Here is a 26,514-nt window from a genome sequence, read left to right on the forward strand (position 1 = left end):
ACGTACGCTGTCTTCAGAAATTTGTGAAGTTAAGGAAGCGTATGAAGGTCCGGATACACTCGGCAGTGGCGACCGAGCAGGGGAGATGATCGAGGGATGGCGGAACCGAGTACGGCTGGGCGGGACCCGGGGGCGGTTTCGGCCTTCGTGGAGGGCTTCGCGGCGCAGCTCGTCGAGGCCGGGATGTCACGGATGCCGGCCCGGGTCTTCGCGGCGCTACTGTCCTCGGACGCCGGCGCGATGACCTCCGCCGAACTCGGGGAACAGCTCCAGGTCAGTCCGGCGGCGGTCTCCGGCGCGGTGCGCTATCTGGCGCAGCAGCACATGGTCTCGCGCGAGCGTGAACCCGGCTCGCGGCGTGAGCGCTACCGGGTGCACAGCAACCAGTGGTACGAGGCGCTCACCAACCGGGAGGCGGTGATCAAGCGCTGGGAACGCGCACTGCGGGAGGGCGTCGAGGGTCTCGGGGCCCAGACTCCGGCGGGCCTGCGCCTGTCGGAGACGCTCGCCTTCTTCGAGTTCATCGACAGCGAGCTCGCGGAGATGATGGAGCGCTGGCGGGCGCACCGCGACAAGGTCTTCGGTCCGGGCTGAGACGCACGGCCCACCGGGCGCAGCCCCCGGATCCCTACGGTTCTCAGCTACCGGACCGGGCAGCGGCGGGCAGCGTGAGCCCCCACGCCCCTTCCCTCACCACCCAGGTCCGCGTCCGCACCGGCCCCCCGACCACCGCGTCCGCCCGGTACCGGAAGTCAGCCCCCGACACCGTCACCCTGCGCCCGGCCGCACGCAGCGGTGCCGCCTCGGCCCCCACGGAAGCCGGCCGCACCTCGACCTCGGCCACCCCCGGGTTCCCCGGTGTCACGGACACCCCCGCCACCGGCTGGTCGAGGTCGACCAGCGTCACCCCGTCGACCTCGACCCGCAGCCGGGACGGTCCGGGCCCGGTCAAGGTCGCGATCCGGGGCGGGCGCGCCGCCAGCGTCCGGACGAGGGACTTGCGCACACGCAGCCACGGTCGTACCGGCGCTGTGTCCCGGGTGGCCGGCGGAGTGTCGCGCCCGGTGGGAAGGGCGGGTATGGACGGGATCCGCAGATCCCCGAGGACCACTCCGTCACTGTCGTCCACCAGCAGATCCAGCCGCCGCTCCATCCCGTCCAGCACGGCCCGCGCCGCCGCGACCGCTCCCGTGGGCACGCCCAGGGACCGCGCCAGTGACAGTGCGGCGCCGACCGGCACCAGCGACAGGCCCGTCGTGCCCAGTTCCCGCCGTCGGTGCAGCAGGGTCACCGCGCGGAGCAGCGCACGGTCGTCGCCCACGACCACCGGCCGTCGCGACCCCCTGCGAAGCAGCGCCCGGGCGAATTCCTCCGGGCTTTCAGGGAGGCACACCTTCGTCGCCGCACCCGCGCTGAGCACGTCTTTTGCGATTCGTACCGACTCACCGTCACCGTGACGGGCGACCGGGTCGATGACCACGAGGAGCTGGTCGGAAGTCGCCACCTCGGTCCTGCCTCGCTTCCTCGGGTAGCATCTTTGTGCAAGAGCCCCTTGCGCTATTGCGCCAGGGGCTTCGTCTATTCCGGGGCATCCGGTCCGACGGTTGCGACCAACGACGGTCGCGGTGCACGCGGCGGTGGACCCTCCGCGTACGCCCCCGGACCTTGGACATGCCCCGCCCGGAAGGGGTGTACGCGCGTGCCCGCACTTGTGCTGCTCGGTGCTCAGTGGGGTGACGAAGGTAAGGGAAAGGCCACCGACTTGCTCGGTGGGTCGGTGGACTATGTGGTGCGCTACCAGGGCGGCAACAATGCCGGCCACACGGTGGTCGTGGGTGACCAGAAGTATGCGCTCCACCTCCTCCCTTCCGGGATCCTGTCACCTGGATGTACGCCCGTCATCGGAAACGGTGTCGTCGTCGACCCGTCGGTCCTGCTCTCCGAGCTGAGCGGTCTGAACGAGCGCGGCGTCGACACGTCCAAGCTCCTGATCAGCGGAAACGCGCACATCATCACGCCGTACAACGTCACCGTCGACAAGGTGACGGAACGCTTCCTCGGAAAGCGCAAGATCGGCACGACGGGCCGGGGTATCGGACCGACCTACGCCGACAAGATCAACCGCGTCGGCATCCGGGTGCAGGACCTCTACGACGAGTCGATCCTCGCCCAGAAGGTGGAAGCGGCCCTCGACGTCAAGAACCAGCTCCTCACCAAGCTGTACAACCGGCGTGCCATCGCCGCCGACCAGGTGGTCGAGGAGCTGCTGGGCTACGCCGAGCAGATCAAGCCGTACGTCGCCGACACCGTCCTGGTCCTCAACCAGGCGCTCGACGACGACAAGGTGGTCCTCTTCGAGGGCGGGCAGGGCACGCTGCTGGACATCGACCACGGCACGTATCCCTTCGTGACGTCGTCGAACCCGACGGCGGGCGGCGCCTGCACGGGCGCCGGCGTCGGCCCGACGAAGATCAGCCGTGTCATCGGCATCCTGAAGGCGTACACGACCCGTGTCGGCTCGGGGCCCTTCCCGACCGAGCTGTTCGACGAGGACGGCGAGGCCCTGCGCCGTATCGGCGGCGAGCGCGGTGTCACCACCGGCCGTGACCGTCGCTGCGGCTGGTTCGACGCGGTGATCGCCCGGTACGCGACCCGTGTGAACGGCCTGACCGACTTCTTCCTCACCAAGCTCGACGTCCTCACCGGCTGGGAGCAGATCCCGGTCTGTGTCGCCTACGAGATCGATGGTGAGCGCGTCGAGGAACTCCCTTACTCCCAGACGGACTTCCACCACGCGAAGCCGGTCTACGAGTACCTGCCGGGCTGGCAGGAGGACATCACGAAGGCCAAGACCTTCGCCGACCTCCCGAAGAACGCCCAGGCCTACGTCAAGGCCCTGGAGGACATGTCCGGCGCCCCGATCTCCGCGATCGGCGTGGGCCCCGGCCGCGACGAGACGATCGAGATCAACTCCTTCATCTGACGCGTGTCCTGTACCGGCCCGCTCGCCCTTCGGCGGGCGGGCCGCACGCATGTGTGCGGGGGTGGTCGCTTCCGGGCTGCGCTCGATGCGCAGGAGGTCAGTGTGGTGCGGGTGGCTCGGTGCAGAGCTCGCACCCGGCCGGCAGGCCGAGGCAGGGATGCAGGGACGCGCCGAGTCGGCGGTCGATGGACGCGCGCTCGGCGGTGGGATCGGGGGAGTCGGGCGGCGGGGTGAGGGCGTACGGCAGCGCAGTGGTCAGGACGGCGAGCGTGGTCGTGTCCTGTTCGGGGCCTCGGGGCCTCGGGGCAGGTGCGCGGTCACGTACTCGGTCAACCAGTGCCATGCCGTGTCGTGCCATGGGGAGGTCGGTCGCAGTACCGCGCTGTGCGCCAGCGTCGGCTCGAACCCGCTGCTTTGCGTGCGCTTAGAGTCACGCCAACAGGCACCAAGAGATCGCCCCCGCGGTGCGCCAACACCCGGGGGCTCGACACCAGGAGCTAACCCTCCCGATGCGTATCCATCGTACGACGCCCACGCGCGCCTTCTCCGTCTTCTCCAACGCTCTTCTCCGCGACCGGAGCATCTCCTGGTGCGCGGTAGGCGTACTGACGTACCTGTTGAGCCTGCCGAACGACGCCCGCGTCACCATCCGCACGCTCGCGGAACAGCGCAAGGAGGGGCGGGCGCGGATCGCTGCCGCCCTGCATGAGCTGGAGGACTCCCGGTATCTGCGGCGGGTGGTGCACAAGGATCGGCAGACGGGCCAACTCTTCACCGTCTACGAGGTGTTCGACACTCCGTACGAAGACGAGCCGCCGTCGGGTGAACTCGAAGAAGTCCAGAACCGGGCCTCCGGCGAGTCGGCCGACGCGGCGTCGGACGCTCCCCCTTCGGGGGAAAAGACCGGGGAAGAAGAACCTCCCTCTGGGACGCGGGGGCGAGCAGTGCGCAGGTGCGGGCGGCTCTGACGGAGGGGCTACCGTCCCGCGTGTACTCGCCGTGTGCCCTCGTGGAGAACCGCCTGCGCCGCAAGCGCCCCACAGCACCGGCGCCGGTCACGACCGTCGAGGTCGAGTCGCGCAAGCCAGGCGCGATCGCTTACAGGGAGGCCGCCCGGCGAGGTGGCGCGCTGGCCTGGGCGCTGCTGCGAGGACAGTCCGCGCCCGTGTAGCCGCACACAGACTCCCGGCCCGCTTCCGCGCACCGGGTGCACCAACGGAAAGGGATGCGATGACCGCATTGCTTGAACGGACCGACACGGTATACCGCCAGTATACTGCCGTCATGGCTGACACCACCGTCAAGGTCGACCCCGCTGTCCGTGACCGCCTCATGGTGCTCGCCCGGGAGCGTGGGATGACCATGCGTGATCTGATTGCCGAGCTGGCAGGGGCCACGCCCACCAGGGAGGAGCTGCTGAAGCGGTACGAGGAGACCAAGGCCTACTGCGAGACGCACTTCGGCGTGACACTCACGGACGAGGACCACGACAGAGTGGAGAAGGTCTGGCAGGACCTTGAGGCCGGCCGGCCCGTGGACAGCCTGTGAGCGCGCCGAGGACCGGGTCGACAGGTGTCGTCTTCGACGAGTCGGCCCTGCTGGCGCTTGACTCGGGGAACTCGCTTGCCTCGCAGTTCGTGTCGAACACCGAACACGGACCCACCCGGCACGCGTACGTACCGGCGCTCTGCCTGGCCGCTGCCGACGGGATGCGCAAGGGGCTCGCCGAGCACATCGGGGCGCTGCCCGCCGTCGAGATCGTCGAGCTGGACTTCGCGGCTGCCTCCACGGTGGGCGCGCTTCTGCGCGACGGAGTGGAGTGGCGGCTTGGCCACGCGGTCCACCTCTCCCGCCCGACCCCGGACTGGCCGGACGGCCGCCACATCCTGACCGTCGACCCCGGCCTGTACGCGGACATGCCTCTCGTGCGAACCATCAGGTTGCCGCGACAGCGGTGACCGCCGGTCGGGGTGGGGCCGTCGGTGCGGCCCCACCCCGACCAATGTGAGCCGACCCCGCCTCAGCTGAAGACGATCATCGACCCCTGGGCGAGGCTCCTCGTCGCCGCCGCGTGCAGACCCAGCCACACATGCCGTTCACGGGCGAACGGGCTCGGGTCGTACGGGGCGGGAAGCGCCGGTTCCTCCAACTCCGTGGGAGCGCGCGGTGGCTCGGGGGCGGCGGGTGGGTTGGCCGGGTCGATACCGATCGACGGCGCCACGAACTCCAGCTCCCGCAGCAGCGTCTGACAGGAGCCCAACGGGCCGCCGGCCTCCAGGAGTTCGTCGTTCGACAGCGGCTGCGGGAAGTCCACCGGGACGTACGCGCCCGCGTGGTCGTAGTGCCACACCAGGTGCGACTGCTGGGCCGTCGACTCGAACATCTCCAGCAACTGCTCGTAGTCACCGCCCAGTTCGTCGACCGGGGACACGGCGAGACCGGACACCTGGAGCAGATAGGCGCGGCGCAGGAAGTGCAGAGCGTCGTAGTCGAAGCCCGCGACCGGCGCCACCTCGCCGTTCAGGCCCGGCATGTACTGGTAGATCGGCACCGGTGGTAGTCCGGCCTCGCCCAGCGCCTTGTCGTAGAGGCCGAGTTCCTCGGCGAACGGGTTGTCGGGCGTGTGGCACAGCACGTCTACGAGCGGGACCAGCCACAGGTCACAGGCCAACAGTAAGCTCCTCGGGTCATCGGTGTGATGCAGGCAGCGTAGTCGGCGCGGGCGGACTGCCTCAGCCGTGCGGGTCCCTTGAATTCAGGCCTGATCCGCGCTCATCCGTCGGCCAGCCGCTCGAGCAGGCCGAGGGAGTGCGCGTTGTAGTCGGTGACCACGGCGTGCGCCGCGGTGGGATCGTGGTCGGCGAGGGCGTCGACCAGTTCGGTGTGCCCGGACCACAGGCGGCCCCTGAGGTCGGTGCCCCTGCGCAGGTGCTGGACCGCGCAGACCCAGGACCGCACCCGCAGCCGGTGCAGGAAGTCGGCGAGGTAGGGGTTGCCGAACAGGTTGCTCAGCTCGCGCCAGAAGCGCAGGTCGTAGCCGATGAGGATGTTCAGGTCGCCGGCGACGGCGGCACGCTGGGCCTCCTCGCCACGGCGGCGCACCGGCGCGAGCGCGGCGGTGCGGCGGGTGCCGTCCCCGGTCTTCACCCCGGCTTCGATGAGGCGGTGGAAGATGCTGTCGGTGACGAGGCTGCGGGCCTCGATCATGCCGCGGTAGTCGTCGAGGGAGTAGGCGTGGACCTCGAACCCGCGGTGCTGGACGGCGTCCAGGAGGCCCTGTGCCGACAGATCGACCAGGGCCTCGCGGACGGGGGTCGCGGAGACGCCGTACTGGTCGGCAATCTCCTTCACCGTGAACTCCTGCCCCGGCTGCAGTCGGCCGGCCAGCACCTCGTCGCGCAGCGCGTCCGCGATCTGCTGCCGCAGGGTGCTTCGGGTAACGGCGCCATTGCCGGACATGGTGGTCTGGGTCCCCCATCCGTGTACGGGTACGTGTTCCTCCTGAGCACGTCACCTTACGCGGTGGGGGTTCCCGGACTTCGGCACACAGGGTGGCCGGGCGCCGCTCGGGCAGGGACTCGCCCTGCCCGTCGCGCCGTCTACGCGGTGTACTCGTCCGCCACGGACAGCGCGGCGTCCAGGGCGGCGAGGCCCTCCTTGGCCTCCGCCTCGGTGATGTTGCAGGGCGGGACGACGTGCGTGCGGTTCATGTTGACGAAGGGCCACAGGCCGTTCGCCTTCGCGGTGGCGGCGAAGGCGGCCATCGGAGCGTTCGCCTCTCCGGCCGCGTTGTACGGCACGAGCGGCTCCCGGGTCTCGCGGTTCTTCACCAACTCCAGGGCCCAGAACATGCCGACGCCGCGCACCTCGCCCACCGACGGGTGCCGTTCGGCGAGTTCCCGCAGGCCCGGCTCGATGACCTGCGCGCCGACGACCGAGGCGTTCGCGACCACGCCCTCCTCGGCCATCACGTTGATCGTGGCGACGGCCGCGGCGCAGGCCAGCGGGTGCCCGGAGTAGGTCAGGCCGCCCGGGTAGGGCCGCTTCCCGAAGGTCTCGGCGATCTTCCCGGAGATGGCGACGCCGCCGAGCGGCACATAGCCGGAGTTCACGCCCTTGGCGAAGGTCATCAGGTCGGGGGTCACCTCGAAGAGGTCCGCCGCGAACCACTCGCCGGTGCGCCCGAAGCCGGCCATCACCTCGTCGAGGACGAAGACGATCCCGTACTTGTCGCACAGTTCACGCACGCCCGCGAGGTAGCCGCGCGGCGGAACCATGATCCCGGCGGTTCCGGGGATGGTCTCCAGGACGATCGCGGCGATGGTGCCGGGCCCCTCGAAGGCGATGGTCGTCTCCAGGTGCTCCAGTGCCCGCTCGCACTCCTGCTGCTCGGTCTCGGCGTAGAAACGCGAGCGGTACAGGTACGGCGCCCAGAAGTGCACCACGCCCGCCGTGCCGCTGTCGGAGGGCCAGCGGCGCGGGTCGCCGGTGATGTTCACGGCCTGCTGGGTGCCGCCGTGGTACGAGCGGTACGCGGACAGCACCTTGGGCCGGCCGGTGTGGAGCCGTGCCATGCGCACGGCGTGCTCGATCGCGTCGGCGCCGCCGTTGGTGAAGAAGATCTTGTCGAGGTCGCCGGGGGTGCGCTCGGCGATCAGCCGGGCGGCTTCCGACCGGGCCTCCACGGCGAAGGCGGGCGCGAACGTGGCCAGTTTGGCGGCCTGTTCCTGGATCGCGGCGACGACCTTCGGGTGCTGGTAGCCGATGTTGGTGTAGACGAGCCCGCTGGTGAAGTCGAGGTAGCGGTTGCCGTCGTAGTCCCAGAAGTACGACCCTTCCGCACCGGCGACGGCGAGCGGGTCGATGAGCTCCTGCGCTGACCAGGAGTGGAAGACGTGCGCACGGTCCGCGGCCTTGACGGCGGCGCCGGCCTGGGGGTCGGTCTGAGGCGTCATGCGGCTGAGGGTAGGTGCCCGGGTCGCGGGCGGTACATGGGCGTCCTGTCTGCGGTCGGTGGCATTCCGCGACAGGTTGTCGCGTGCCGACGTGCCTTCGGGCAGGTGGTCCGCCCGGACCGTAGGGGTGCGGGAGTGCTCCCCGGCGGTACTCGACGACATCGACGGGCCCGTTACGGAACCGTAGACACCGTTCTGGCCGACTCCCCCTGCGAGAGCACTATCCTCTGGCTGTCGCTCACATCAGGGGGGAAGGTGAACGCGGCGATGGAGAAGCTGGGGGCGGGGGATCCGCAGCGGATCGGGGCTTACCGGCTGCTCGCCCGGCTCGGGGCCGGTGGCATGGGGAGCGTGTATCTGGCCCGGTCCGACCGGGGCCGTACCGTTGCCGTGAAGCTCGTACGGCGGGAGCTGGCCGAGCAGGATGAGTTCCGGGCCCGCTTCCGGCAGGAGGTGCAGGCGGCACGGCAGGTCGGCGGCCACTGGACGGCGCCCGTCCTCGATGCCGACACCGAGGCCGCCATTCCCTGGGTGGCCACCGGGTACGTGGCCGGACCCACCCTCCAGACCGTCGTCTCGCACGACCACGGCGCCCTGCCGGAGCGGTCCGTCCGTGTCCTGGCCGCCGGACTCGCCCATGCCCTCATGGACATCCACGCCGCCGGGCTCATCCACCGCGACCTCAAACCCTCCAACATCCTGGTGACCATCGACGGGCCCCGGGTCATCGACTTCGGCATCGCCCGCGCCCTGGAGACCCTCACCGGAGACGGGCTCACTCGTACCGGCGCGCTCGTCGGGTCGCCCGGGTTCATGGCACCCGAGCAGGTGCGTGGCGACCGCGTCACACCCGCGTGCGACGTCTTCTGCCTGGGGTCCGTCCTCGCGTACGCCGCCACGGGCGCCCTTCCCTTCGGCACCGCGGGCAGCGGGGTGCACGCCCAGATGTTCCGCATCGCGCAGGAGGACCCCAACCTGACGGGCATGCCCGAGGAACTCGCCGATCTGGTACGGGACTGCCTGCGCAAGGACCCGGCCGCACGACCCACACCGGCACAGGTCCTGCGACGGACCGGAGCCGCTGACACCCTCTCCGAGGGGCGGAGTCGGGACCCCTGGCTGCCCGGCACCTTGGTCGCCCAGCTCGGGCGTCAGGCCGTGCGGCTGCTGGACACGGAGAATCCGGAGGAGGGCGCGGAGACGGGGACCCCGGCCCGTCCGACGGCACCGGAGAGGCCGGCCGGGGGCGCGGCGGATCCGGTCGGCGGTGCGGCCGGTGCCGGGCCGGGCGTGACTGCCGTCGGCCCGCACGCGGTGGACGCCGGGGGAGCGGTGAGCGCCGCGAGGCAGGTGCCCGGTCCCGGCGGTGGGACCCCGGCCCTCCCCGTCGACCTTGCCAAGCAGCAGAGGACGGCCTCGGCGGCCGGGGCCCCCGAGGCCTCCCCGGAGCACGCACCGGCGTCCGACACCCCGGACGGGGCCGGCCCGCCTGCACCCGGGCAGCCCGCCGCCTTCGGCCGGCCGCCCACCCAGGTCGTCGGTTCCGGCCCCACACCCCCGCCGGGTGTCCCGCCCGCCGCCCACCCGGCCTACGGCTACCCGCAGCAGCACCCCCAGCCCCCGGCGTACGGCCCCCCGCAGGGCGGGGGAGGCTGGGGCGGCGCTCCGGTTCCGGGCTACGGACCCGCGGTCGGCTCGACACCGCCCTACGGCCCGCCGCCGTACGGGGCGCACCCCTACGGTGACCCGGGACAGCAGGAACCCCGGCGACGAAGCAGCCGCTCCACCGTCGCGCTGCTCGTCGTCGCCCTGGTCGTCGCGCTCGGCGCGGGTGGCTCGGTGTACGCGCTGATGAGCGGCGACGGGACCGGCGGAGGCGACGGCGACCGCCCGACGCCCACCGTCGCGGCGCCCACGAGCCCAGGCCCGGTCACGTCCGAGCCCTCCACCCCGGCCACTTCGGCCCCCGTCTCGAAGTCGCCCGACGCGGGCACCGTCCCCGAGGCCTACTTGGGCACCTGGACCGCCGGCCTCGACAACCCCGGCGGGCACAGCACCCGCCGCCTGGTCATCCAGCAGGGCGAGGTCGGTGACACCGTGCTCTCCATGACGGCGGACGGCCCGGCCGACCAGGGCACGTACCACTGCGTCTTCCAGGCGAAGCTGGCCCGGCGGCCCACGGCCGGCGGCCCGTTGGAGGTCGGGCCGTCCACGGTCACGGTCGGTGAACCGGCGTCCTCCTGCACCCCGGGCGAGGCGACGGAGTTGACGATCCTGCCGGACGGTCGCCTCAAGCGGGTGAACACGACCAACGGCAAGTCCCTGACCTTCACCAAGGGCGGCTGAACGCGGCCGGGAGGCTTCGCTGTCGGCCCGTCAGCGCCTTCCTGTCCGGCGATCGGGCTATCGCGCCTCCGGCGGACGCTGCCGCGGCATGTTCGGCCGGGTCCCCGTCGGCGGCGCGAACCTCACCGGCATCGTGCCCTCCGCCCGCGGCGCGGCCACCGCCACGGTCTGGACGCCCAGCGGCGCCGACCCCGTCCGGAACTCCACCATCCAGTCCGTGGTCTCCGCCCGCACCAGGTCCAGTACGTCGTCCGAGAAGCGCCGCAGCACCGAGAGGCAGCGCTCCGCCGCCTCTCCCGCGGTCCCCTCCGACGGTCCGAGCACCTCCCGCACGCTCTCCGTCGCCCAGTCGAACTGCAGGGCCCGCAACCGCCGTTGTACGGCCTGTGCGGTCGCCACGTCCCTCATCCACCCGGACGTCACCCCGAAGAACCGGTCCGCGGCCACGCACGCCACCCCGAGCAACAGCGACAAATACGCCCAGGGCGCGACCCCCGCCATCACCCCGGTCATGTCGAGCAACGGAAGCGCGGCGCCGCAGACCGCCCCGAGCGCAGCGCCCCCGCGCAGCGCCTGCGCCCCCCGCCGCTTCCACACCCGGTCCGCGAGATACCAGGCCACCGTCTCCAGCGCCCTGTCCTCCACCCACCGGTACAGCTCGTCGAGCCGTTGCGCGGGCTCTCCCCAGTCGCCGTGCGGGAACGGCCGCCCCATGAGGTCGCCCGGCCGCAGCCCCGCCGCACCGTCGCCCCGCCCGCTCTGGGGCGGCCCCTCGGGCTGCATCTCCGGCTGACTCACCCGGCACTCCCTACGTACGGCTATGACGTTTTCGCGATGCACACTCAGCAGGTGTGCGCGATGCCCCCACCGTGCACGATCCGCGATTTCCCGCTGACGCACGGTGCTGAAGCGCCGCACCCTTCCTACCGCCCGATGGGTGGTGAGGGCCCGGGTTTCACTGCTTTTCCGCTCGGAAGTGGGGCTTGGGTAGGTATGGGGCAGCGGTCAAAGTCACTCGAAAGGGTGTCGCTGCGGGACCGGTCCGAGTCCGGACGGACTACCGCAGCGATCGTTCCGGTGACCACGTAGGCTCGTGCCAGGCGGCAAACCCCGCCCTGACAGCCGTGCGAAACCCTGACAGCCGACCGTACGAAACCAGGAGCTCATCGTGATTCCCGGTGGTGGCCAGCCCAACATGCAGCAGTTGCTCCAGCAGGCCCAGAAGATGCAGCAGGACCTCGCCAACGCTCAGGAGGAGCTGGCGCGGACCGAGGTCGACGGCCAGGCGGGCGGTGGCCTGGTGAAGGCCACGGTCACCGGCGCGGGCGAACTGCGCGCCCTCGCGATCGACCCGAAGGCGGTGGACCCGGAGGACACCGAGACCCTCGCCGACCTGATCGTCGCGGCCGTCAAGGCGGCCAACGAGAACGCGCAGGCGCTCCAGCAGCAGAAGCTCGGCCCGCTGGCTCAGGGCCTGGGCGGCGGCATCCCCGGCCTGCCGTTCTGAGTTAACCGGGCCGTCCCTTTTGAGAGGGGAGAGGCCAACTACCGTACGTACCAAGAAACGAGCCCATACGGTACGTACCGAGAAGCTCTTTCGCGAAAGGCAGTCCGTTGTACGAAGGCGTGGTCCAGGACCTTATCGACGAGCTGGGGCGACTGCCCGGCGTCGGTCCCAAGAGCGCGCAGCGGATCGCCTTCCACGTCCTGCAGGCCGAGCCGGCCGACGTCCGCCGTCTCGCCCAGGCTCTGCTGGAGGTCAAGGCGAAGGTCCGCTTCTGCGCGACCTGCGGGAACGTCGCGCAGGAGGAGCTGTGCGGCATCTGTCGCGACGCGCGCCGCGACCCGTCGGTGATCTGCGTGGTGGAGGAGCCGAAGGACGTGGTCGCGATCGAGCGCACCCGCGAGTTCCGGGGGCGCTACCACGTCCTGGGCGGCGCGATCAGCCCGATCGAGGGTGTGGGCCCGGACGACCTGCGTATCCGGGAGCTGCTCGCGCGCCTGGCCGACGGCGCGGTCACCGAGCTGATCCTGGCCACGGACCCGAACCTGGAGGGCGAGGCCACGGCCACGTATCTCGCCCGCATGATCAAACCCATGGGCCTCAAGGTCACCCGCCTGGCCAGCGGCCTCCCGGTGGGCGGCGACCTGGAATACGCGGACGAGGTCACCCTCGGCCGCGCCTTCGAGGGGAGACGACTCCTAGATGTCTGACGCCACGCTGCACTCGACGACGCAGCACCCGGACGACTTCGCGGTGCAGATCGCGGACCAGATCGAGAGCTTCCTGGTCGCCGTCACGGAGGTCGCGAGAGGGGACGAGCCGGACTCGGCGATCCCCTTCCTCCTGCTGGAGGTCTCCCAGCTGCTTCTGGCGGGCGGTCGCCTCGGCGCCCACGAGGACATCGTGCCGGAAGAGCGCTACGAGCCGGACCCGGGCCCGGAGCCCGACGTGGACGAGCTGCGTGAGCGCCTCGCCGCCATGCTGGACCCGGTCGACGTCTACTCGGAGGTCTTCGACCCGTACGAGCCGCGCAAGGCCCCGGTCCCGGCCCGTATCTCGGACGACCTGGCGGACGTCATCACGGACCTGCGCCACGGCATGGTCCACTACCGCGCCGGCCGCACCACGGAGGCACTGTGGTGGTGGCAGTTCTCGTACTTCTCCAACTGGGGCTCCACGGCGTCCGCGGCGCTCCGCGCCCTCCAGTCGCTGGTCGCGCACGTGCGGCTGAACCAGCCGCTGGAGGAACTCGACGGCCTCGACACCGACCAGGATCTTGGCGACGACACGCTGGCGGAGGAGGCGGGCCGGGTCATGGCACAGGAGATCGCGGGGCCGCTGGGGCTGCGGTCGGTCAAGTGACGCTTCCCGCGGCCTGACGTCAGTCGGCGGATCCCGGTGGGCCGTCGTTCTCGTGGACCAGCAGCCGGAACCCGATGCTCCGTACGGTCTCGATCGTGACCGCACCCGCAAGTTTCCAGCGCAGCCGCGCCATGTGCACGTCCAGGGCGTTCGTCGGGCCGTGCCAGTCCGTGCCCCAGACCTCCTTCAGGATCTGCCGACGTGTCTTCAGCACCCCGGGCGCCTCGGCCAGGCATGCGAGCAGGTCGTACTCCTTGAGCGCGAGCGCGACTTCCTCGCCGTCCACATGGACGCGGGCGGTCCTGCGGTCGATCGTCAGACGGGTGCCGTAGCGGTCCGGCAAGTCGCCGGGCCGCCTGCGCGGACGGGGCTGTCGCACCACCGCCCTGATGCGCCCGAGCACCTCGCTCACCTCGAACGGCTTCCACAGGTGGTCGTCGGCGCCCAGTTGGAGGCCGAGGACCCGGGCCGCCTGGTCGCCGCGCGCGCAGATCACGATGACCGGCACGTGGCTGCGCTCCCGCAGTGCCCGGAGAACGGCCGGGCCGTCCTCGCCCGGCAGCCCGAGATCGAGGAGTACGAGGTCGTACGGGCCCGGGTGGGTCAGCGCCGCAGCGCCCGTGGTGACCCATTCCATCCAGCCGTCCGGCAGTGTCCGCCGGAGCGAATCGGCGACCGCCTCGTCGTCTTCCACCAGGAGTACGCGCACGGGTCGCACCCTAATGCGGGAGATCCGATGCGCGGGCTTCTTTTGTGACACACGGCACTTTCTCGCGTAGCACGCCTGAGCCGGGGCAGACGCCGTGGCGGAGCGGCCGGAGAGGCGTGGCGGAAGGCGGTGGTGAAAGCGATGGCGAAACCGTCGTCCATCCGTGGTGCGCCAGGAGAAAACCAGGGTGATACCGGAGTGGGCGGGATATCTCACCATGCGGTATCCCAGAAGCGGAATTCGGTCGCTCGATAGACTGAGCCGACCGCACCGCACCTGCGCGGGGGCGGAAAGAGACGGACTGAGCGAGGAGCGCACGTGGGCCTTGTCGTGCAGAAGTACGGAGGTTCCTCCGTTGCCGATGCCGAGGGCATCAAGCGCGTCGCCAAGCGGATCGTGGAAGCGAAGAAGAACGGCAACGACGTTGTCGTGGTCGTTTCCGCGATGGGCGACACGACGGACGAGCTGATCGATCTCGCCGAGCAGGTTTCCCCGATTCCTGCCGGGCGTGAACTCGACATGCTGCTGACCGCCGGAGAGCGGATCTCCATGGCGCTGCTGGCCATGGCGATCAAGAACCTGGGGCACAAGGCCCAGTCGTTCACCGGCAGCCAGGCAGGTGTCATCACCGACTCGGTCCACAACAAAGCCCGGATCATCGATGTCACGCCGGGTCGTATCCGGACCGCGCTGGACGAGGGCAACATCGCCATCGTGGCCGGTTTCCAGGGCGTCAGCCAGGACAAGAAGGACATCACCACGCTGGGGCGCGGCGGGTCCGACACCACGGCCGTCGCTCTCGCGGCGGCCCTCGACGCCGAGGTGTGCGAGATCTACACCGACGTCGACGGTGTGTTCACCGCCGACCCGCGCGTGGTGAAGAAGGCCCGGAAGATCGACTGGATTTCGTTCGAGGACATGCTCGAACTGGCCGCGTCCGGGTCCAAGGTGCTGCTCCACCGCTGTGTGGAGTACGCGCGCCGCTACAACATCCCGATCCACGTCCGCTCCTCCTTCAGCGGGTTGCAGGGCACGTGGGTCAGCAGCGAGCCACTCGTTCAAATGACGCAGCAGCAAGGGGACAAGAAGGTGGAGCAGGCCATCATCTCCGGTGTCGCGCACGACACCTCCGAGGCCAAGATCACGGTCGTCGGCGTGCCGGACAAGCCGGGCGAGGCTGCCTCGATCTTCCGCGCCATCGCGGACGCCGAGATCAACATCGACATGGTCGTGCAGAACGTGTCGGCCGCCGCGACCGGTCTCACGGACATCTCCTTCACGCTCCCCAAGACCGAGGGGCGCAAGGGAATCAGCGCCCTGGAGAAGGCCAGGACCGCGATCGGTTTCGACTCGCTGCGCTACGACGACCAGATCGGCAAGATCTCGCTCGTCGGCGCAGGCATGAAGACGAACCCGGGGGTCACGGCGGCCTTCTTCGAGGCGCTGAGCGACGCGGGCGTGAACATCGAGCTGATCTCGACCTCCGAGATCCGCATCTCGGTGGTGACGCGCGCGGACGACGTTCCGGGGGCGGTCCGCGCGGTGCACACCGCGTTCGGCCTGGACTCCGAGAGCGACGAGGCCGTCGTCTACGGGGGCACCGGTCGATGACCGGCCTCCCCCGCGGGGGCTCGGCGCGCACGAAGCAGGCCGGCCTCCCGTTCGGAGGTACGGGTCGTACGGAGCGCCGATGACGGCGCGGGCGGGGAAGCCGACGCTCGCTGTCGTGGGCGCGACCGGGGCCGTGGGCACGGTCATGCTCCAGATCCTGTCCCAGCACGCGGACATCTGGGGCGAGATCCGTCTGATCGCCTCGCCGCGCTCGGCCGGCCGCAAGCTGGCCGTGCGCGGGGAGCAGGTCGAGGTCGTGGCGCTCGACGAGGAGGCGCTCTCCGGCGTCGACGTGGCGATGTTCGACGTACCCGAGGAGATCGCTCAGCAGTGGGCGCCGGTCGCCGCCACCAAGGGCGCGGTCGTGGTGGACAACTCGAGCGCGTTCCGGATGGACCCCGACGTCCCCCTCGTCGTTCCGGAGGTCAATCCGCATGCCGCCCGGGTGCGTCCGCGCGGCATCATCGCCAACCCCAACTGCACGACGCTCTCGATGATCGTGGCCATCGGCGCGCTGCACGCCGAGTTCGGGCTGCGTGAGCTGGTCGTCTCCTCGTGTCAGGCCGCCAGCGGCGCGGGACGCGCGGGCATCGACACGCTGCGGCAGCAACTGTCGCTCGTCGCGGGCACGGAACTGGGGACGACCCCCGGTGACCTGCGGTGCGCGGTGGGCGACAACACGGGGCCGTTCCCGGAGCCGGTCGCGCTGAACGTCGTGCCATGGGCCGGTTCGCTGCGCGAGGACGGGTGGTCCTCGGAGGAGATGAAGGTCCGCGACGAGTCTCGCAAGATCCTGGGGCTGCCGGACTTGCCCGTGGCCGTCACCTGCGTACGCGTGCCGGTGGTCACCGCACACTCCGTCACGGTGCACGCCCGCTTCGAGGACGAGGTCACGGTCGACCGTGCCCGCGAGATCCTCGCCACCGCGCCCGGCGTCGTCCTCTTCGACAACCCGGCGGCGGGTGAGTTCCCCACGCCCGCGGACGTGGTGGGCACGGACCCGACCTGGGTGGGCCGGGTACGCCGTGCCCTGGACGATCCGACCGCGCTCGAACTGTTCGTGTGCGGCGACAATCTACGCAAGGGCGCGGCGTTGAACACGACGCAGATCGCCGAGTTGGTGGCTGGGGAGTTCGCCGCGCTGTAAAAGCCCTGCCCCTGTGCGCGCGGCGCCTGATGCCCGGTGGCCCGCCTGGCCGTTGATCGAATCTTTGTAGGATCTGTGAAAATCCGACCGGGGTCGATCGGTGGCTGGGACCGCTTGAATGGACGCCTTTGGGCATTCGAAGATTTGTTTCCCCGTCCCTGCAACTGCGCGCAGGCCGGGGAACGTCTTTGCGGTCACCCTTCGGGGGGCTGGGTGCCGCCAAATGGGGCATAAGGGAAGAGTTGGTGCGCATGAATGCATTTGACGCACAGTCTGGTGCGCTGGGGGGCGTACTTCGAGACGTGCGGGCGGACATGCCGCCGAACTCGAACGTGATGCCTGTCGCGTACAACCCTGACGGGGGGAGACGTGTCCAACAGGCGTGGCAGAGGTACTCGAATTCACCGCGGTACGGGCGAGAGGCACGGTTCTTCGCCCGCCAAGCCGCCCCCGTGCGCCCGGCGGCTTGCCGGTGATCGCCCCCATGCCCGCTGCGCGGCCGCCCGCCCGCATTCCGAACCAGCGTGACGGCGCTGATGACACACCGGCCGCCGGTACCACGGTCGATCATCTGACCGAGACCTATCGCACCCACTACCGCTCCCTTCTGGGTCTCGCGGCACTCCTCCTCGACGACACCGCGTCCTGCGAGGACGTCGTCCAGGAGGCGTTCATCCGCGTCCACTCGGCGCGCAAACGCGTCCGTGACCCGGAGAAGACGCTCGCGTATCTCCGTCAGACCGTCGTCAACCTCTCGCGTTCGGCGTTGCGCCGCCGCATACTCGGCCTGAAGCTGCTGTCCAAGCCCATGCCGGACATGGCCAGCGCCGAGGAGGGCGCGTACGACCAGTTGGAGCGCGACTCCCTGATCAGAGCGATGAAGGGACTCCAGCGCCGCCAGCGCGAGGTTCTGGTGCTGCGCTATTTCGCCGACATGACCGAGGCTCAGGTGGCTGAGACACTGGGGATATCGCTGGGGTCGGTGAAGGCGTACGGCTCGCGCGGTATCGCGGCACTCCGCATCGCCATGGGGGCGTCGGTATGAGCGGGCGCGACAAGCGGCGCGACTCCTTCCGCGGGCGCAACTCCCACGAACGACACGAACCCTACGCGTGGCGCGAGCCGACGGACCGGCCGGAGCCTCACGAGGACCACCACGAGCAGCATGCTGGGAACGGAACTGTGAACCACCGCCCCGAGGACCAGGAACGGTCCGAAGCCGGACCGGACCACGCGGCTCCCGCCGCCGAAACCGACCGCCCCGATGCGGGCCGTGGCGACCTTCCCGCGGGACGGGACCGGCTGGCCGCCGTACTCGGAGGGCTCGCTCCACGCGGCCCCGGTGCGGACTTTGGGACCTCCGGCGCCGGAGCGCCGAAGGCCGGGGACCCCGATGACCTCGAAACGGCGCTCGAAGGACTCGGCACGGACGAACGCGCGCTGCGGCGGATGCTGCACGACTCGGTCGGCGACATCGAGCCGCGCGAGGGCAGCCTGGAGTTTCTGCGGCGCGCGGTGCCCGCCCGGCGGGCCCGCAAGCGGCAGGCCGTGGTCGGCATGGCGGCCGCCGCGCTGTTCGTCGGCACGGCGATCCCGGCCCTCGTCCATGTCTCTCACGCCACCGGTTCCAACGCCGACCCGTCCATCGCCGGCCATGCCTCGCAGGCCGCCCAGGGCGGCACCGGCACCGGCAAGGGCAAGGGGGGCTCGGGAGGCGACTCCAGCGGCTCGGACGACTCCCCCGCCACGACCAAGGACAAGGACGAGGAGAAGGCCAAGGGCGAGGACGCTCCCGACGGCAAGAAGGGCAAGCGCAGGAGTGCGACCGGCGGCGGTGCCGACGGGGCCGACCCGACCGCCGCCGCGCGGAGCGCACGGGCGTGTACGGCGGGCCAGCTCGGCGCGGCGACCGCGAGCGTGGGCGCCCCGGACTCCACGGGCGCGGTCTACGGCACCTTCCGCACGGTCAACGTCTCGACCACGAGCTGTACCGTCTCGGGCATCGGTAGCGTGTCCACGGTCGTCCAGGGCGCGGCGGACCCGGCCAGGATCAGCGTGCTGAACCATGTCGCCGGCGACGCGGCCGCAGCTCTGCCCGAGCCGTCCCTGGGTGTCTCCTCGCTGGTGCTCATGCCCGGTGCGGCATACGAGGTCAAGTTCGCCTGGGTCCCCTCGGAGACCTGTCCGACCACGGGCGGCCCGGGCGGCGACGGCGGCACAGGTGGCACGGGCGGCTCGGGCGACGCGGGCGGCGATGCCGGGGGCCCGTCCCCGGACCCCAGCCCCACGCCCAGCAGTGACGAGAGCGACGGCACACCCATGCAGAGCGGTGACCTGTCACCTCAGTTGGTGATGGCGGACGGCATGGCCGACGGCAGCGTGGTGGTCTCCCACACCCCGGCGACCGGTTCCGGGACCGCCAGCGTGACGATCCCCAACGCCTGTGCCGGCACGGTCTACCGCACGGGGATCCTGGCGGCGGACTGAACCGAGCGGCGCCTCGCCCGCGGTACGCGGCCGGGGGTCAGGACACGGACTGTGCCTGGCTCCCGGCGGCGTCCGCCTGCTGCTGCTCGGCCGGACCGGCACTCCCGGAGGCCGCCGCCTCGCCGCCGGCCTCCGCTCCCTCCGACAGGATGCCCAGCTCCGCGTCCCGGACGGACTCCGCCTCACGTCGCAGCAGTCGGAACCACATGAAGACCGTGAAGCCTGCGAAGACGAACCATTCACCGGTGTAGCCCAGGTTCTGGAACGCCTTCAGGTCCAGCCCGGACCCCTGAGGCGCCGCCGCCGGTACCGCCTTCATTCCGCTGTCGGCCTTGTCGAGGGTGACCCATGCGTCGTACATGTCGTACGGCACCAGGTTCACCAGTGACGCCGTGCTGATAGCCGCGGTCTGCCCGGCCGGCAGGCCGCCGTTCGCCCCGGGGCTCTCCGACGCCTGCAGAGCGCCGGTGACGGTGACCTCGCCGGTCGGCGCGGCCGGAGCCTTCGCGGGGTCCGCGTCACCTGGCAGCCAGCCGCGGACGACCGGCAGCGCCCTTCCTGAGTCGGTGCGCAGCATGGTCAGCACATAGAACCCGTGCTTGTTGTCCAGCTCCCGGTCCGGCACCAGTAGCTGCTTCCCGTACCGTCCGGTGGCCGTGGCCTGCCTCCCGGACGTCTTCATGTCCACCGGAAGCAGCTCCGCGAGCGGCCGGGGCGCCTCTTTCCGGTTCGCCGTGGCCTGCTCGCTCACCGTGCGATGGTCCTGCACCCGGTCCTCGAACCGGCCCAACTGCCACGACCCCATGAAGATGCAGAAGGGGATGGCCAGCAGCACGAAGACGTTGATCGCCCACCAGCGGGGCGTCAGCAGAAATCGGTACACGCCCTCAACGGTACGGTGCCTCCCCTGTGGTCCCGCTTGCGGGGCCCGGCGTACGGGGCGTACGGGGCATACACGCGTGCCCCGTACGCCGCACAGCGGCCGGCGCCGCCCCTCTCACCTGCCCAGATGCCGCTCGGCGAAGTCCAGCTCCAGCCGGACCTGCTTGATCCGTTCGTCGACCACCAGCGAGCCGTGCCCCGCGTCGTACCGGTACACCTCGTGCACCGCGTCCCGCGCCGCGAGGCGGTCCACGTAGTTCTCGATCTGGCGGATCGGGCACCGGGGGTCGTTCACCCCCGCCGAGATGTACACCGGGGACTTCACCGCATCGACGTACGTGAGCGGCGACGACGCCTCGAACCGCTCCGGAACCTCCTCGGGCGTGCCCCCGAGCAGCGTCCGGTCCATGGCTTTCAGTGCCTCCATCTCGTCGTGGTACGCCGTGACGTAGTCCGCGACCGGTACCGCCGCGATACCGACCGCCCACGCGTCCGGCTGCGTGCCGAGCCCGAGCAGCGTCAGATAGCCGCCCCATGAACCGCCCGTCAGGACGATCCGCTCCGGATCCGCGAGCCCGGACGACACCGCCCACTCCCGTACCGCCGCGATGTCCTCCAGCTCGATCAGCCCGACCCGGTGCCTGAGGGCGTCCGTCCACTCACGCCCGTACCCCGTCGAGCCCCGGTAGTTGACCCGCACCACCGCGTACCCGTGGTCCACCCAGGCTGCCGGGCCCGCCGCGAACGAGTCGCTGTCGTGCCAGGTCGGACCGCCGTGGATGTCGAAGACCGTCGGCAGCGGCCCCCTCGCCCCCGCGGGCTTCTGCACCAGCGCGTGGATACGGCCGCCCGGCCCGTCCACCCACACGTCCTCCACCGGCACCGAACCCGGCGACCTCATCCCGGGCGGGTCCAGCACGACCTCGCCCGACGTCGACCGCACCACCGGCGGCTCGGCCGCCGACGACCACAGGTACTCCACGGTCCCGTCGGGCCGGGCCGTCGCCCCCGACACCATGCCGGGCGGCGTCGCCACCCGCACCAGCTCACGCGTCGAAAGGTCGTAGCGGAACAGTTCGCTGCGCGCCTCGAAGCTGTGCACGACCAGCAGCGCGGAGCCGTCCGGATACCACTCCGCGGCCACGTCGCCCGGCAGCTCCAGCGCCAGGTCCGTCTCCTCGCCCGAGGCGACGTCCCACACCAGCGGCTCCCATCGGCCGCGCCGCTGGTGGCCGATCAGCAGCCGCGCGTCCCCGTCGACCGGAGCGAAGCCCAGCACCTCCAGGCCCAGCTCGACCGTGCCGCCCTTGGTGTCGTCCAGCTCCGCCACCGTCGAACCGTCCGGCCGCAGCACGCGCAGCGCCGAGTGCATCGCGTCGCCGTGCTCGGTGTGCTCGATCGCGATCAGCGAGCCGTCACGTGAGAGGTCGCCCACCCCGGCCGACTCCCGGTGCCGGTAGACCTCCGCCGGGTCCTGACCGGCCCGCACCAGGTGGATCGTCGACCCGTCCTGGTCGGTCGAGCGGCCGACGACGGCCGTGTGCCCGTCCCGTCCGATCGCGAGCCCGGCGGGATAGGACGGTTCGAGCCCGGGAGCCGCCGGCTGGTCGGCACCGGAGGTGGCGGGTCCGGAGGCGTCGGTGTCGGGCGCGAACCGCTGGCGTCTCCAGATCCCGAACTCGTCGCCGTCCTTGTCGTCGAACCACCAGATCCACTCGCCGTCCGGCGAGAGAACACCGTCCGTGGTGCCGTTCGGCCGCTTGGTGACCTGCCGCTGGTGACCGGTCTTCCGGTCCCAGGCGTACAGCTCGTACGTCCCCGTCGCGTTCGAGACGAACAGCGAGCGGTGCGGCGCGTCCTCCGCCCAGTCGGGCAGCGACACCCGCGGCGCCCGAAAACGCTTCTCCCAGTCCGGCATGTCCTCGCCGCGCTCGGGCGAGGTGGACCCGTTGCTCTCAGTCATGGCCCCATAGTGCCTGGCGCGGCCGACTTTCCGCGGCGGAGGCCCCAAGCCTGTGGATAACTCGCCCGGTAAAAGCCGCGCCCATGAACGATTCCGCGCATGCCGGCACAGCACAGCACAGCACAGCACGGCGCCTGCCGCCCGCCGCCAAACTTCGGCTTCCGGGGGACGGCGGTCCTAGGCCCCGAAGGGCGTCTCCTGGCGCCTGCGCCCCAGAAGCTCCGCCAGGCCGCGGCGCGTGGCCGCCACGACCACCCGGTCCTCGGGGCGCAGGACGTAGTTCGAGGGCAGGCTCCAGATCAGACCCGAGGGCCGGTCGGGGGTGTTCGTCGCCGGGGCGGGTGCCTGGTTCCGGTCCCCGGGCGCGGTGGTGTCCAGGGCGAGCACGCGCCACGCCCCCGCGTGGAACGCCTCGGCGACCGTCCGCCCCTCCAGTTTCGGATGCCCGGCCACGTCCACGGCCGCGAACACCAGGACCTGCCGCTCCACGGGGATCGCGCCGAGGATCTGCCGCCCCAGCATGGCCCCGGCGAACGCGGGCGCGGCCAGGTGGGACACGCTGCGGCTGCGGGTCAGGGCGTTCGGGTGCGCGGCGCGCAGGGTGCGGTAGACCGCGGTCGCGAAGTCGTCGTCGTACAGGCGCAGGACGACCGGGAGGTCGGGGCGCACGGAGCGCGCGTACAGCACGGCCTCCAGGTTCGTGGTGTCCACGCTGGTCAGTGCGAGCAGTGCGTGCGCCCGGTAGATCTTGGCGGCTTCCAGGACGCCTTCCTGTGTCACGTCGCCGAGCACGACGGGCACCCGCAGCCGCCGTGCCGTCGCCAACCCGCGTGCCTCCGGGTCCTCTTCCACGCACACCACCGGGATCTTCAGTTCCCGCAGCCGGGTCATGACCCGTGTGCCGATCTTGCCGAGGCCGAGCAGCACCACGTGTCCGGACAGCCCGCGCGGCGGCCTGCGCAGCGCGGCGCCGTTACGGAAGGTGCCGAGTGCCTCCAGCACGGCCGCCAGCAGCACGGGCAGCAGCAGCAACCCGACGAGCCCTGACAGCAGTTGCAGGATCTGCCGTCCGGTGGGCTCACCGATGGCCGGGTCGTCGATCGCGAACAGGTCGAGCAGCGTCAGGTACACAGCACGCAACGGGTGTTCGCCGGTGACCGCGACCGACGCGATCGCGAGTGCGACCACACAGCCCACGAGACCCGCGAAAGACCAGCGCAGCCGCGGCGACAGCAGCGAGCCGAGCGGTACGACGCTGCGCCTGGTGGGAAGAACGGGGCCCGTGTACGAGACGGTCTCCAGGACGACGGTGCCGCGTCCGGTGGCTTGCGCGACCGCGCTTTCGTCGGGCAGGAGTTGCGGCCCTTGTTCGCCGCTGTTCTCGGAACCGTCGGTGCCGGCGGTTTCGCCGGCCGTCGTGGACAGCAGCGCCAGGGTGCACAGTCCGTGGTCGGCGACCCGGCCGGGCCCGGCCGGCGGGCGTTCCACGGCCCGCAGCATCAGCCCCTCCGTCTGAACGACCTTGGTGGTGCCGGCGACGGCGGTCGCGGCCAGCGCGGGCGCGGCCGTGTCGGCGTCGGACAGGACGGTCGTGGACGCGTCGAACACACCTGGTTCGCCGCCGGGCCCACCGGATGCCAACGCCGCTGCCTGGTCGAGGAGTTCCTCGATGTGCTGCCCCAGCCGCCGGTTGTAGAGCCGCAGGACGAGCCGCAGCCGCGGGTTGAGGCGGCGGGCGGTGAGCGCGGCGCGGATGTTGGTCTCGTCGTCGTCGTAGACGAGTGCCAGTGCCGCCGCCCGCTCCACGCCGGCCTCGGCGAGGACGGCCTCGGATGCCTCGGCGGCCTCCACCATCCGTTGGGGGCCGGGGGGTTCGGTCACCGGGCCGCTGCCCGCCGCGCCGGTGCGTCCGTCCGTACCGGTGGCGTTGCCCGCCGCGCGCGTGACGGCGGCGGAGACCCGGTCGAGCAGCGCCGAGGCCCGTGCGCGACCCACCACCGGCCGCCGGGTGACCCGTTCGGCCGGCGGGACGACGAGCGTCACCTGCTCGCCGTAGACACCGCACAACTCGGCGGCCAGCCGGTGCGCGAGCCCGTCGTCCCCGCACACCACCATGTGCGCGTCGGTGTTGCCCGATCGGTTCTGCTGCGGAAGCACTGCCACGGTGGTGAAGACTGCCTCCTGGTGACGGTGGTTCCTCAGGGGCGGGAGTCGCGAAAGCCGCGTGCCTGGGGATCTGTTCACCCAGATGGCCGAGTCCGCCCGTGCTGGCCGTTCGAGCCGGACGGACCCGTGCGGGGGCCACCTGACGGCCCTGACGTGGGCGCCCCTTGCGCACCCGTTCCGGGGTGGCCGCAGGCGGCGGACGGTGATGAGCGGGGAGACGATCCATGAGCCATACTCGTTCGTGTGCCTCGGCCCGTGACGACGGACGGGAGTGCGCGATCGAGCTCCGGCACATCGCTGACCCGAGCCGACCGGGAACACGCGATGGACGATGCCGTCAGCCGTCCCCACCCACGGTGAGTGTGAGGCATACACAGGCCGCCACGCTCGAGGAGTCCCCGAGGGGGCCATCATGCCTGTGGAAGTCCCGCCCCTGGTAAGACCGTCCCGGCTCAGACGCCGAGGGGGCCTGGCCGGTGAATGCCTCGCCGAGTTCCTGGGGACGCTGGTCCTCGTGGCCTTCGGGTGCGGCGTGGTGGCCATGGCGGTCGCCGCCCTGCCGGGATCGGGCCGGACGGCGGGACCCACCACCTTCTTCCTCGGCGCGGGTGACTGGCTGCTGATCACCTGGGGCTGGGCCATGGCCGTGACCTTCGGTGTCTATGTCGCCGGCGGTGTCAGCGGCGCGCACCTCAATCCGGCGATCACGCTCGCGTTCGCGGTGCGCCGCAAGTTCCCCTGGCTCAAGGTTCTTCCGTACATGGGCGCGCAACTGGTCGGAGCGTTCGTCGGGGCCGCGTTGGTGTACGGCGTCTACCACGACGCGATCGACGCCTTCGACCACGCGATGACGGGACCGAAGACGAACGGTCACACGCTCGCCTCCTTCTCGGTCTTCGGGACCTTTCCCGCGCCGTACTTCCACGGCGGTGTCTGGGGCCCCCTCGTGGACCAGATCGTCGGAACGGCCTTCCTCGTCATGTTCGTGGTGGCGGTCATCGACCTGCGAAACACGGCGGTGAAGGCCAATCTGGGGCCCCTGGTGATCGGGCTCGTGGTCGCCGCCATCGGCATGTCGTACGGGGCCAACGCCGGGTACGCCATCAACCCCGCCCGCGACCTCGGCCCACGCCTGTTCACCTGGGCGGCGGGCTGGCAGGATCTCGCGATGCCCGGCACGCTGGCCGGTTCCTTCAGCAACTACTTCTGGATCCCCATCGTCGGCCCCCTCGTCGGCGGTGTGGTGGGGGTGCTGGTCTACGACCTGTTCATCGGCGATGTCCTGTACACCCGGGCGGTGGCCGCCGAGCTCCTGGAGCCCGGCCTGACCCGGCCCGTGACGACCGCCGACGAGGACTGACCGACGGCCGCGTCACCCGAGGACTGACCGACGACCGCGTCACCCGGATGGCTCGCCGCAGCAGGGCGGGGCGGTGTTGACGGGCCATGACCGAAACCTCGTACGCGCGGGAGAAAAGTTATCGCAACTCCATTGCGTCGAAGGTGAGTTCGCCTAGGTTGGTATTCCGATCTCATCGCTCGTCTGCAGGAGGACATCCCGTGTCGGACACTCATTCCCAGAGCACCGTCGGCGGGGAGCTGCACGAGCGGATCGACGCCTCCAAGCCGCACTCGGCCCGCTTCTGGAATTACTTCGTCGGCGGCAAGGACAACTACGAGGTCGACCGGGAGGTCGGGGACCAGATCAAGGAGATCTGCCCCGGTCTGGTCGACGTCGCCGTCACCAGTCGGCGCTTTCTGGGGCGCGCTGTCCGCTATCTGGCCGCCGAGCAGGGCATCCGGCAGTTCCTGGACATAGGCACCGGCCTGCCGACCGCCGACAACACCCACGAGGTCGCCCAGCGCGTGGCCCCGGACGCCCGGATCGTGTACGCCGACAACGACCCTGTCGTGCTGGCCCACGCGCACGCTCTGCTCAGGAGTACACCCGAAGGCAGGACCGCCTATCTGGACGTCGATCTGTACGACCCCGAGGCAGTCCTGAAGGCCGCCGCGGACACGCTCGACTTCTCCCGGCCCGTCGCCGTGATGATCCTCAACACGCTCGGCCATGTCGCCGACCACGACCAGGCGCGCGAACTGGTACGGCGGTACGTGGCGGCTCTGCCCTCCGGGAGCCATCTGACGATCTGCGACGGCACCGCGACCAGTGAGGAAATGATCGCGGCGTCGGAGGCGTACAACAGCAGTGGCGCGGTGCCGTACTACGTGCGCAGTGTCGAGGAGATCGCCGGTTACTTCGAGGGGCTCGCCCTGGTGGACCCCGGCATCGTCCGGGTGACCGAGTGGCGCCCGGACTCCCGTGGCCCGGCCGGCTCCGTCGACGCCTACGGCGGGATGGCGTACAAGCTCTGACGGGTTCAGCCGAGCTCTGAGAG

The 26,514-nt window shown here is 70.9% G+C and carries 26 protein-coding genes; 16 read left to right on the plus strand and 10 right to left on the minus strand.

What is annotated here, in order from left to right:
- The first annotated feature begins 96 nt into the window (after window positions 1–96).
- On the plus strand, window positions 97–594 hold the full coding sequence (locus tag ACWDEX_RS09575) for a GbsR/MarR family transcriptional regulator (RefSeq protein WP_450462702.1): 498 nt from the start codon (window positions 97–99) through the stop codon (window positions 592–594).
- 43 nt (window positions 595–637) lie between these two features.
- Here ACWDEX_RS09575 and ACWDEX_RS09580 read toward each other — a convergent pair whose 3' ends face one another.
- A complete protein-coding gene (locus tag ACWDEX_RS09580) occupies window positions 638–1,504 on the minus strand; it encodes a diacylglycerol kinase (RefSeq protein WP_450462703.1) in 867 nt (288 codons plus the stop codon).
- A gap of 195 nt (window positions 1,505–1,699) precedes the next feature.
- Here ACWDEX_RS09580 and ACWDEX_RS09585 point away from each other — a divergent pair, with 195 nt between their 5' ends.
- Window positions 1,700–2,983: an adenylosuccinate synthase gene (locus ACWDEX_RS09585; RefSeq protein WP_450462704.1), complete on the plus strand. Its 1,284-nt coding sequence runs from the start codon at window positions 1,700–1,702 to the stop codon at window positions 2,981–2,983.
- A gap of 97 nt (window positions 2,984–3,080) precedes the next feature.
- Here the strand turns inward: ACWDEX_RS09585 and ACWDEX_RS09590 are convergent, their stop codons facing one another.
- Window positions 3,081–3,341 (minus strand): hypothetical protein, encoded by a 261-nt coding sequence (locus ACWDEX_RS09590; protein ID WP_450462705.1) that lies wholly within the window; start codon window positions 3,339–3,341, stop codon window positions 3,081–3,083.
- A gap of 151 nt (window positions 3,342–3,492) precedes the next feature.
- Here ACWDEX_RS09590 and ACWDEX_RS09595 point away from each other — a divergent pair, with 151 nt between their 5' ends.
- The 4 genes from ACWDEX_RS09595 to ACWDEX_RS09610 all read left to right on the plus strand — a co-directional run bounded on the left by ACWDEX_RS09595 (window position 3,493) and on the right by ACWDEX_RS09610 (window position 4,941).
- Complete coding sequence (locus ACWDEX_RS09595) at window positions 3,493–3,951, plus strand: hypothetical protein (protein WP_450462706.1); 459 nt, start codon at window positions 3,493–3,495, stop codon at window positions 3,949–3,951.
- 20 nt (window positions 3,952–3,971) lie between these two features.
- Window positions 3,972–4,154: a hypothetical protein gene (locus ACWDEX_RS09600; RefSeq protein ID WP_450462707.1), complete on the plus strand. Its 183-nt coding sequence runs from the start codon at window positions 3,972–3,974 to the stop codon at window positions 4,152–4,154.
- A 113-nt stretch (window positions 4,155–4,267) separates the two neighbouring features.
- Window positions 4,268–4,531: a hypothetical protein gene (locus tag ACWDEX_RS09605; protein WP_450462708.1), complete on the plus strand. Its 264-nt coding sequence runs from the start codon at window positions 4,268–4,270 to the stop codon at window positions 4,529–4,531.
- Entirely contained in the window at window positions 4,528–4,941 is a 414-nt protein-coding gene (locus ACWDEX_RS09610) for a hypothetical protein (RefSeq protein ID WP_450462709.1), read from the plus strand. Before ACWDEX_RS09605 ends, ACWDEX_RS09610 begins: the two co-directional genes overlap by 4 nt.
- A gap of 62 nt (window positions 4,942–5,003) precedes the next feature.
- Here the strand turns inward: ACWDEX_RS09610 and ACWDEX_RS09615 are convergent, their stop codons facing one another.
- The 3 genes from ACWDEX_RS09615 to ACWDEX_RS09625 all read right to left on the minus strand — a co-directional run bounded on the left by ACWDEX_RS09615 (window position 5,004) and on the right by ACWDEX_RS09625 (window position 7,938).
- Window positions 5,004–5,654 carry a hypothetical protein gene (locus tag ACWDEX_RS09615; protein ID WP_450462710.1) on the minus strand — a complete coding sequence of 217 codons (651 nt, stop codon included), beginning with the start codon at window positions 5,652–5,654 and terminating at the stop codon, window positions 5,004–5,006.
- A gap of 101 nt (window positions 5,655–5,755) precedes the next feature.
- On the minus strand, window positions 5,756–6,442 hold the full coding sequence (locus ACWDEX_RS09620) for a GntR family transcriptional regulator (RefSeq protein WP_450462711.1): 687 nt from the start codon (window positions 6,440–6,442) through the stop codon (window positions 5,756–5,758).
- A 140-nt stretch (window positions 6,443–6,582) separates the two neighbouring features.
- Window positions 6,583–7,938: an aminotransferase class III-fold pyridoxal phosphate-dependent enzyme gene (locus ACWDEX_RS09625; protein WP_450462712.1), complete on the minus strand. Its 1,356-nt coding sequence runs from the start codon at window positions 7,936–7,938 to the stop codon at window positions 6,583–6,585.
- 267 nt (window positions 7,939–8,205) lie between these two features.
- On the opposite strand from ACWDEX_RS09625, the gene ACWDEX_RS09630 reads away from it, so the two are divergent.
- Window positions 8,206–10,284, plus strand: coding sequence for a protein kinase domain-containing protein (locus ACWDEX_RS09630; RefSeq protein ID WP_450462713.1), 2,079 nt, complete (start codon window positions 8,206–8,208; stop codon window positions 10,282–10,284).
- Window positions 10,285–10,341: 57 nt separating this feature from the next.
- Here the strand turns inward: ACWDEX_RS09630 and ACWDEX_RS09635 are convergent, their stop codons facing one another.
- Window positions 10,342–11,082, minus strand: coding sequence for an SLATT domain-containing protein (locus ACWDEX_RS09635; RefSeq protein WP_450462714.1), 741 nt, complete (start codon window positions 11,080–11,082; stop codon window positions 10,342–10,344).
- A gap of 370 nt (window positions 11,083–11,452) precedes the next feature.
- Between ACWDEX_RS09635 and ACWDEX_RS09640 the strand changes: the two genes are divergently transcribed.
- The 3 genes from ACWDEX_RS09640 to ACWDEX_RS09650 all read left to right on the plus strand — a co-directional run bounded on the left by ACWDEX_RS09640 (window position 11,453) and on the right by ACWDEX_RS09650 (window position 13,150).
- Window positions 11,453–11,791: a YbaB/EbfC family nucleoid-associated protein gene (locus tag ACWDEX_RS09640; protein ID WP_450462715.1), complete on the plus strand. Its 339-nt coding sequence runs from the start codon at window positions 11,453–11,455 to the stop codon at window positions 11,789–11,791.
- Between the two features lie 107 nt (window positions 11,792–11,898).
- A complete protein-coding gene (recR, locus tag ACWDEX_RS09645; RefSeq protein ID WP_450462716.1) occupies window positions 11,899–12,498 on the plus strand; it encodes a recombination mediator RecR in 600 nt (199 codons plus the stop codon).
- The gene (locus ACWDEX_RS09650) at window positions 12,491–13,150 is read left to right on the plus strand and encodes a DUF5063 domain-containing protein (protein WP_450462717.1); all 660 of its coding nucleotides are present in this window, start codon (window positions 12,491–12,493) and stop codon (window positions 13,148–13,150) included. The genes recR and ACWDEX_RS09650 overlap by 8 nt, the downstream gene beginning before the upstream one ends.
- Before the next feature lie 19 nt (window positions 13,151–13,169).
- On the opposite strand, the gene ACWDEX_RS09655 is transcribed toward ACWDEX_RS09650, so the two are convergent.
- The gene (locus tag ACWDEX_RS09655; protein ID WP_450462718.1) at window positions 13,170–13,859 is read right to left on the minus strand and encodes a response regulator transcription factor; all 690 of its coding nucleotides are present in this window, start codon (window positions 13,857–13,859) and stop codon (window positions 13,170–13,172) included.
- 318 nt (window positions 13,860–14,177) lie between these two features.
- On the opposite strand from ACWDEX_RS09655, the gene ACWDEX_RS09660 reads away from it, so the two are divergent.
- From ACWDEX_RS09660 to ACWDEX_RS09675, 4 genes are all read left to right on the plus strand, one after another.
- The gene (locus ACWDEX_RS09660) at window positions 14,178–15,470 is read left to right on the plus strand and encodes an aspartate kinase (RefSeq protein WP_450462719.1); all 1,293 of its coding nucleotides are present in this window, start codon (window positions 14,178–14,180) and stop codon (window positions 15,468–15,470) included.
- 79 nt (window positions 15,471–15,549) lie between these two features.
- The gene (locus ACWDEX_RS09665; protein ID WP_450462720.1) at window positions 15,550–16,617 is read left to right on the plus strand and encodes an aspartate-semialdehyde dehydrogenase; all 1,068 of its coding nucleotides are present in this window, start codon (window positions 15,550–15,552) and stop codon (window positions 16,615–16,617) included.
- 382 nt (window positions 16,618–16,999) lie between these two features.
- The gene (locus ACWDEX_RS09670) at window positions 17,000–17,662 is read left to right on the plus strand and encodes a SigE family RNA polymerase sigma factor (RefSeq protein ID WP_450462721.1); all 663 of its coding nucleotides are present in this window, start codon (window positions 17,000–17,002) and stop codon (window positions 17,660–17,662) included.
- Window positions 17,659–19,104 (plus strand): hypothetical protein, encoded by a 1,446-nt coding sequence (locus ACWDEX_RS09675; protein WP_450462722.1) that lies wholly within the window; start codon window positions 17,659–17,661, stop codon window positions 19,102–19,104. Before ACWDEX_RS09670 ends, ACWDEX_RS09675 begins: the two co-directional genes overlap by 4 nt.
- Before the next feature lie 37 nt (window positions 19,105–19,141).
- Here ACWDEX_RS09675 and ACWDEX_RS09680 read toward each other — a convergent pair whose 3' ends face one another.
- The 3 genes from ACWDEX_RS09680 to ACWDEX_RS09690 form a co-directional block, all read right to left on the minus strand.
- Complete coding sequence (locus ACWDEX_RS09680) at window positions 19,142–19,987, minus strand: SURF1 family protein (RefSeq protein ID WP_450462723.1); 846 nt, start codon at window positions 19,985–19,987, stop codon at window positions 19,142–19,144.
- A 114-nt stretch (window positions 19,988–20,101) separates the two neighbouring features.
- The gene (locus ACWDEX_RS09685) at window positions 20,102–21,949 is read right to left on the minus strand and encodes a prolyl oligopeptidase family serine peptidase (RefSeq protein ID WP_450462724.1); all 1,848 of its coding nucleotides are present in this window, start codon (window positions 21,947–21,949) and stop codon (window positions 20,102–20,104) included.
- A 177-nt stretch (window positions 21,950–22,126) separates the two neighbouring features.
- Entirely contained in the window at window positions 22,127–24,064 is a 1,938-nt protein-coding gene (locus ACWDEX_RS09690; protein ID WP_450462867.1) for an NAD-binding protein, read from the minus strand.
- 463 nt (window positions 24,065–24,527) lie between these two features.
- Between ACWDEX_RS09690 and ACWDEX_RS09695 the strand changes: the two genes are divergently transcribed.
- Both ACWDEX_RS09695 and ACWDEX_RS09700 read left to right on the plus strand, forming a co-directional pair.
- Window positions 24,528–25,475 (plus strand): MIP/aquaporin family protein, encoded by a 948-nt coding sequence (locus ACWDEX_RS09695; protein WP_450462725.1) that lies wholly within the window; start codon window positions 24,528–24,530, stop codon window positions 25,473–25,475.
- A 200-nt stretch (window positions 25,476–25,675) separates the two neighbouring features.
- Entirely contained in the window at window positions 25,676–26,491 is an 816-nt protein-coding gene (locus ACWDEX_RS09700; protein ID WP_450462726.1) for an SAM-dependent methyltransferase, read from the plus strand.
- The last annotated feature ends 23 nt before the right edge of the window (window positions 26,492–26,514 follow it).

The sequence above is a fragment of the Streptomyces sp. NPDC001020 genome, from assembly GCF_053599115.1.

What these genes read in the sequence shown, in the direction of transcription:
- ACWDEX_RS09605 (WP_450462708.1), top strand. Translation starts at nt 4,268, where the DNA reads ATGGCTGACACCACCGTCAAGGTCGACCCCGCTGTCCGTGACCGCCTC.
- ACWDEX_RS09685 (WP_450462724.1), bottom strand. Translation starts at nt 21,949, where the DNA reads ATGACTGAGAGCAACGGGTCCACCTCGCCCGAGCGCGGCGAGGACATG.
- ACWDEX_RS09620 (WP_450462711.1), bottom strand. Translation starts at nt 6,442, where the DNA reads ATGTCCGGCAATGGCGCCGTTACCCGAAGCACCCTGCGGCAGCAGATC.
- ACWDEX_RS09690 (WP_450462867.1), bottom strand. Translation starts at nt 24,064, where the DNA reads ATGGTGGTGTGCGGGGACGACGGGCTCGCGCACCGGCTGGCCGCCGAG.
- ACWDEX_RS09595 (WP_450462706.1), top strand. Translation starts at nt 3,493, where the DNA reads ATGCGTATCCATCGTACGACGCCCACGCGCGCCTTCTCCGTCTTCTCC.
- ACWDEX_RS09695 (WP_450462725.1), top strand. Translation starts at nt 24,528, where the DNA reads ATGCCTGTGGAAGTCCCGCCCCTGGTAAGACCGTCCCGGCTCAGACGC.
- ACWDEX_RS09650 (WP_450462717.1), top strand. Translation starts at nt 12,491, where the DNA reads ATGTCTGACGCCACGCTGCACTCGACGACGCAGCACCCGGACGACTTC.
- ACWDEX_RS09675 (WP_450462722.1), top strand. Translation starts at nt 17,659, where the DNA reads ATGAGCGGGCGCGACAAGCGGCGCGACTCCTTCCGCGGGCGCAACTCC.
- ACWDEX_RS09575 (WP_450462702.1), top strand. Translation starts at nt 97, where the DNA reads ATGGCGGAACCGAGTACGGCTGGGCGGGACCCGGGGGCGGTTTCGGCC.
- ACWDEX_RS09630 (WP_450462713.1), top strand. Translation starts at nt 8,206, where the DNA reads ATGGAGAAGCTGGGGGCGGGGGATCCGCAGCGGATCGGGGCTTACCGG.
- ACWDEX_RS09590 (WP_450462705.1), bottom strand. Translation starts at nt 3,341, where the DNA reads ATGGCACGACACGGCATGGCACTGGTTGACCGAGTACGTGACCGCGCA.
- ACWDEX_RS09625 (WP_450462712.1), bottom strand. Translation starts at nt 7,938, where the DNA reads ATGACGCCTCAGACCGACCCCCAGGCCGGCGCCGCCGTCAAGGCCGCG.
- ACWDEX_RS09665 (WP_450462720.1), top strand. Translation starts at nt 15,550, where the DNA reads ATGACGGCGCGGGCGGGGAAGCCGACGCTCGCTGTCGTGGGCGCGACC.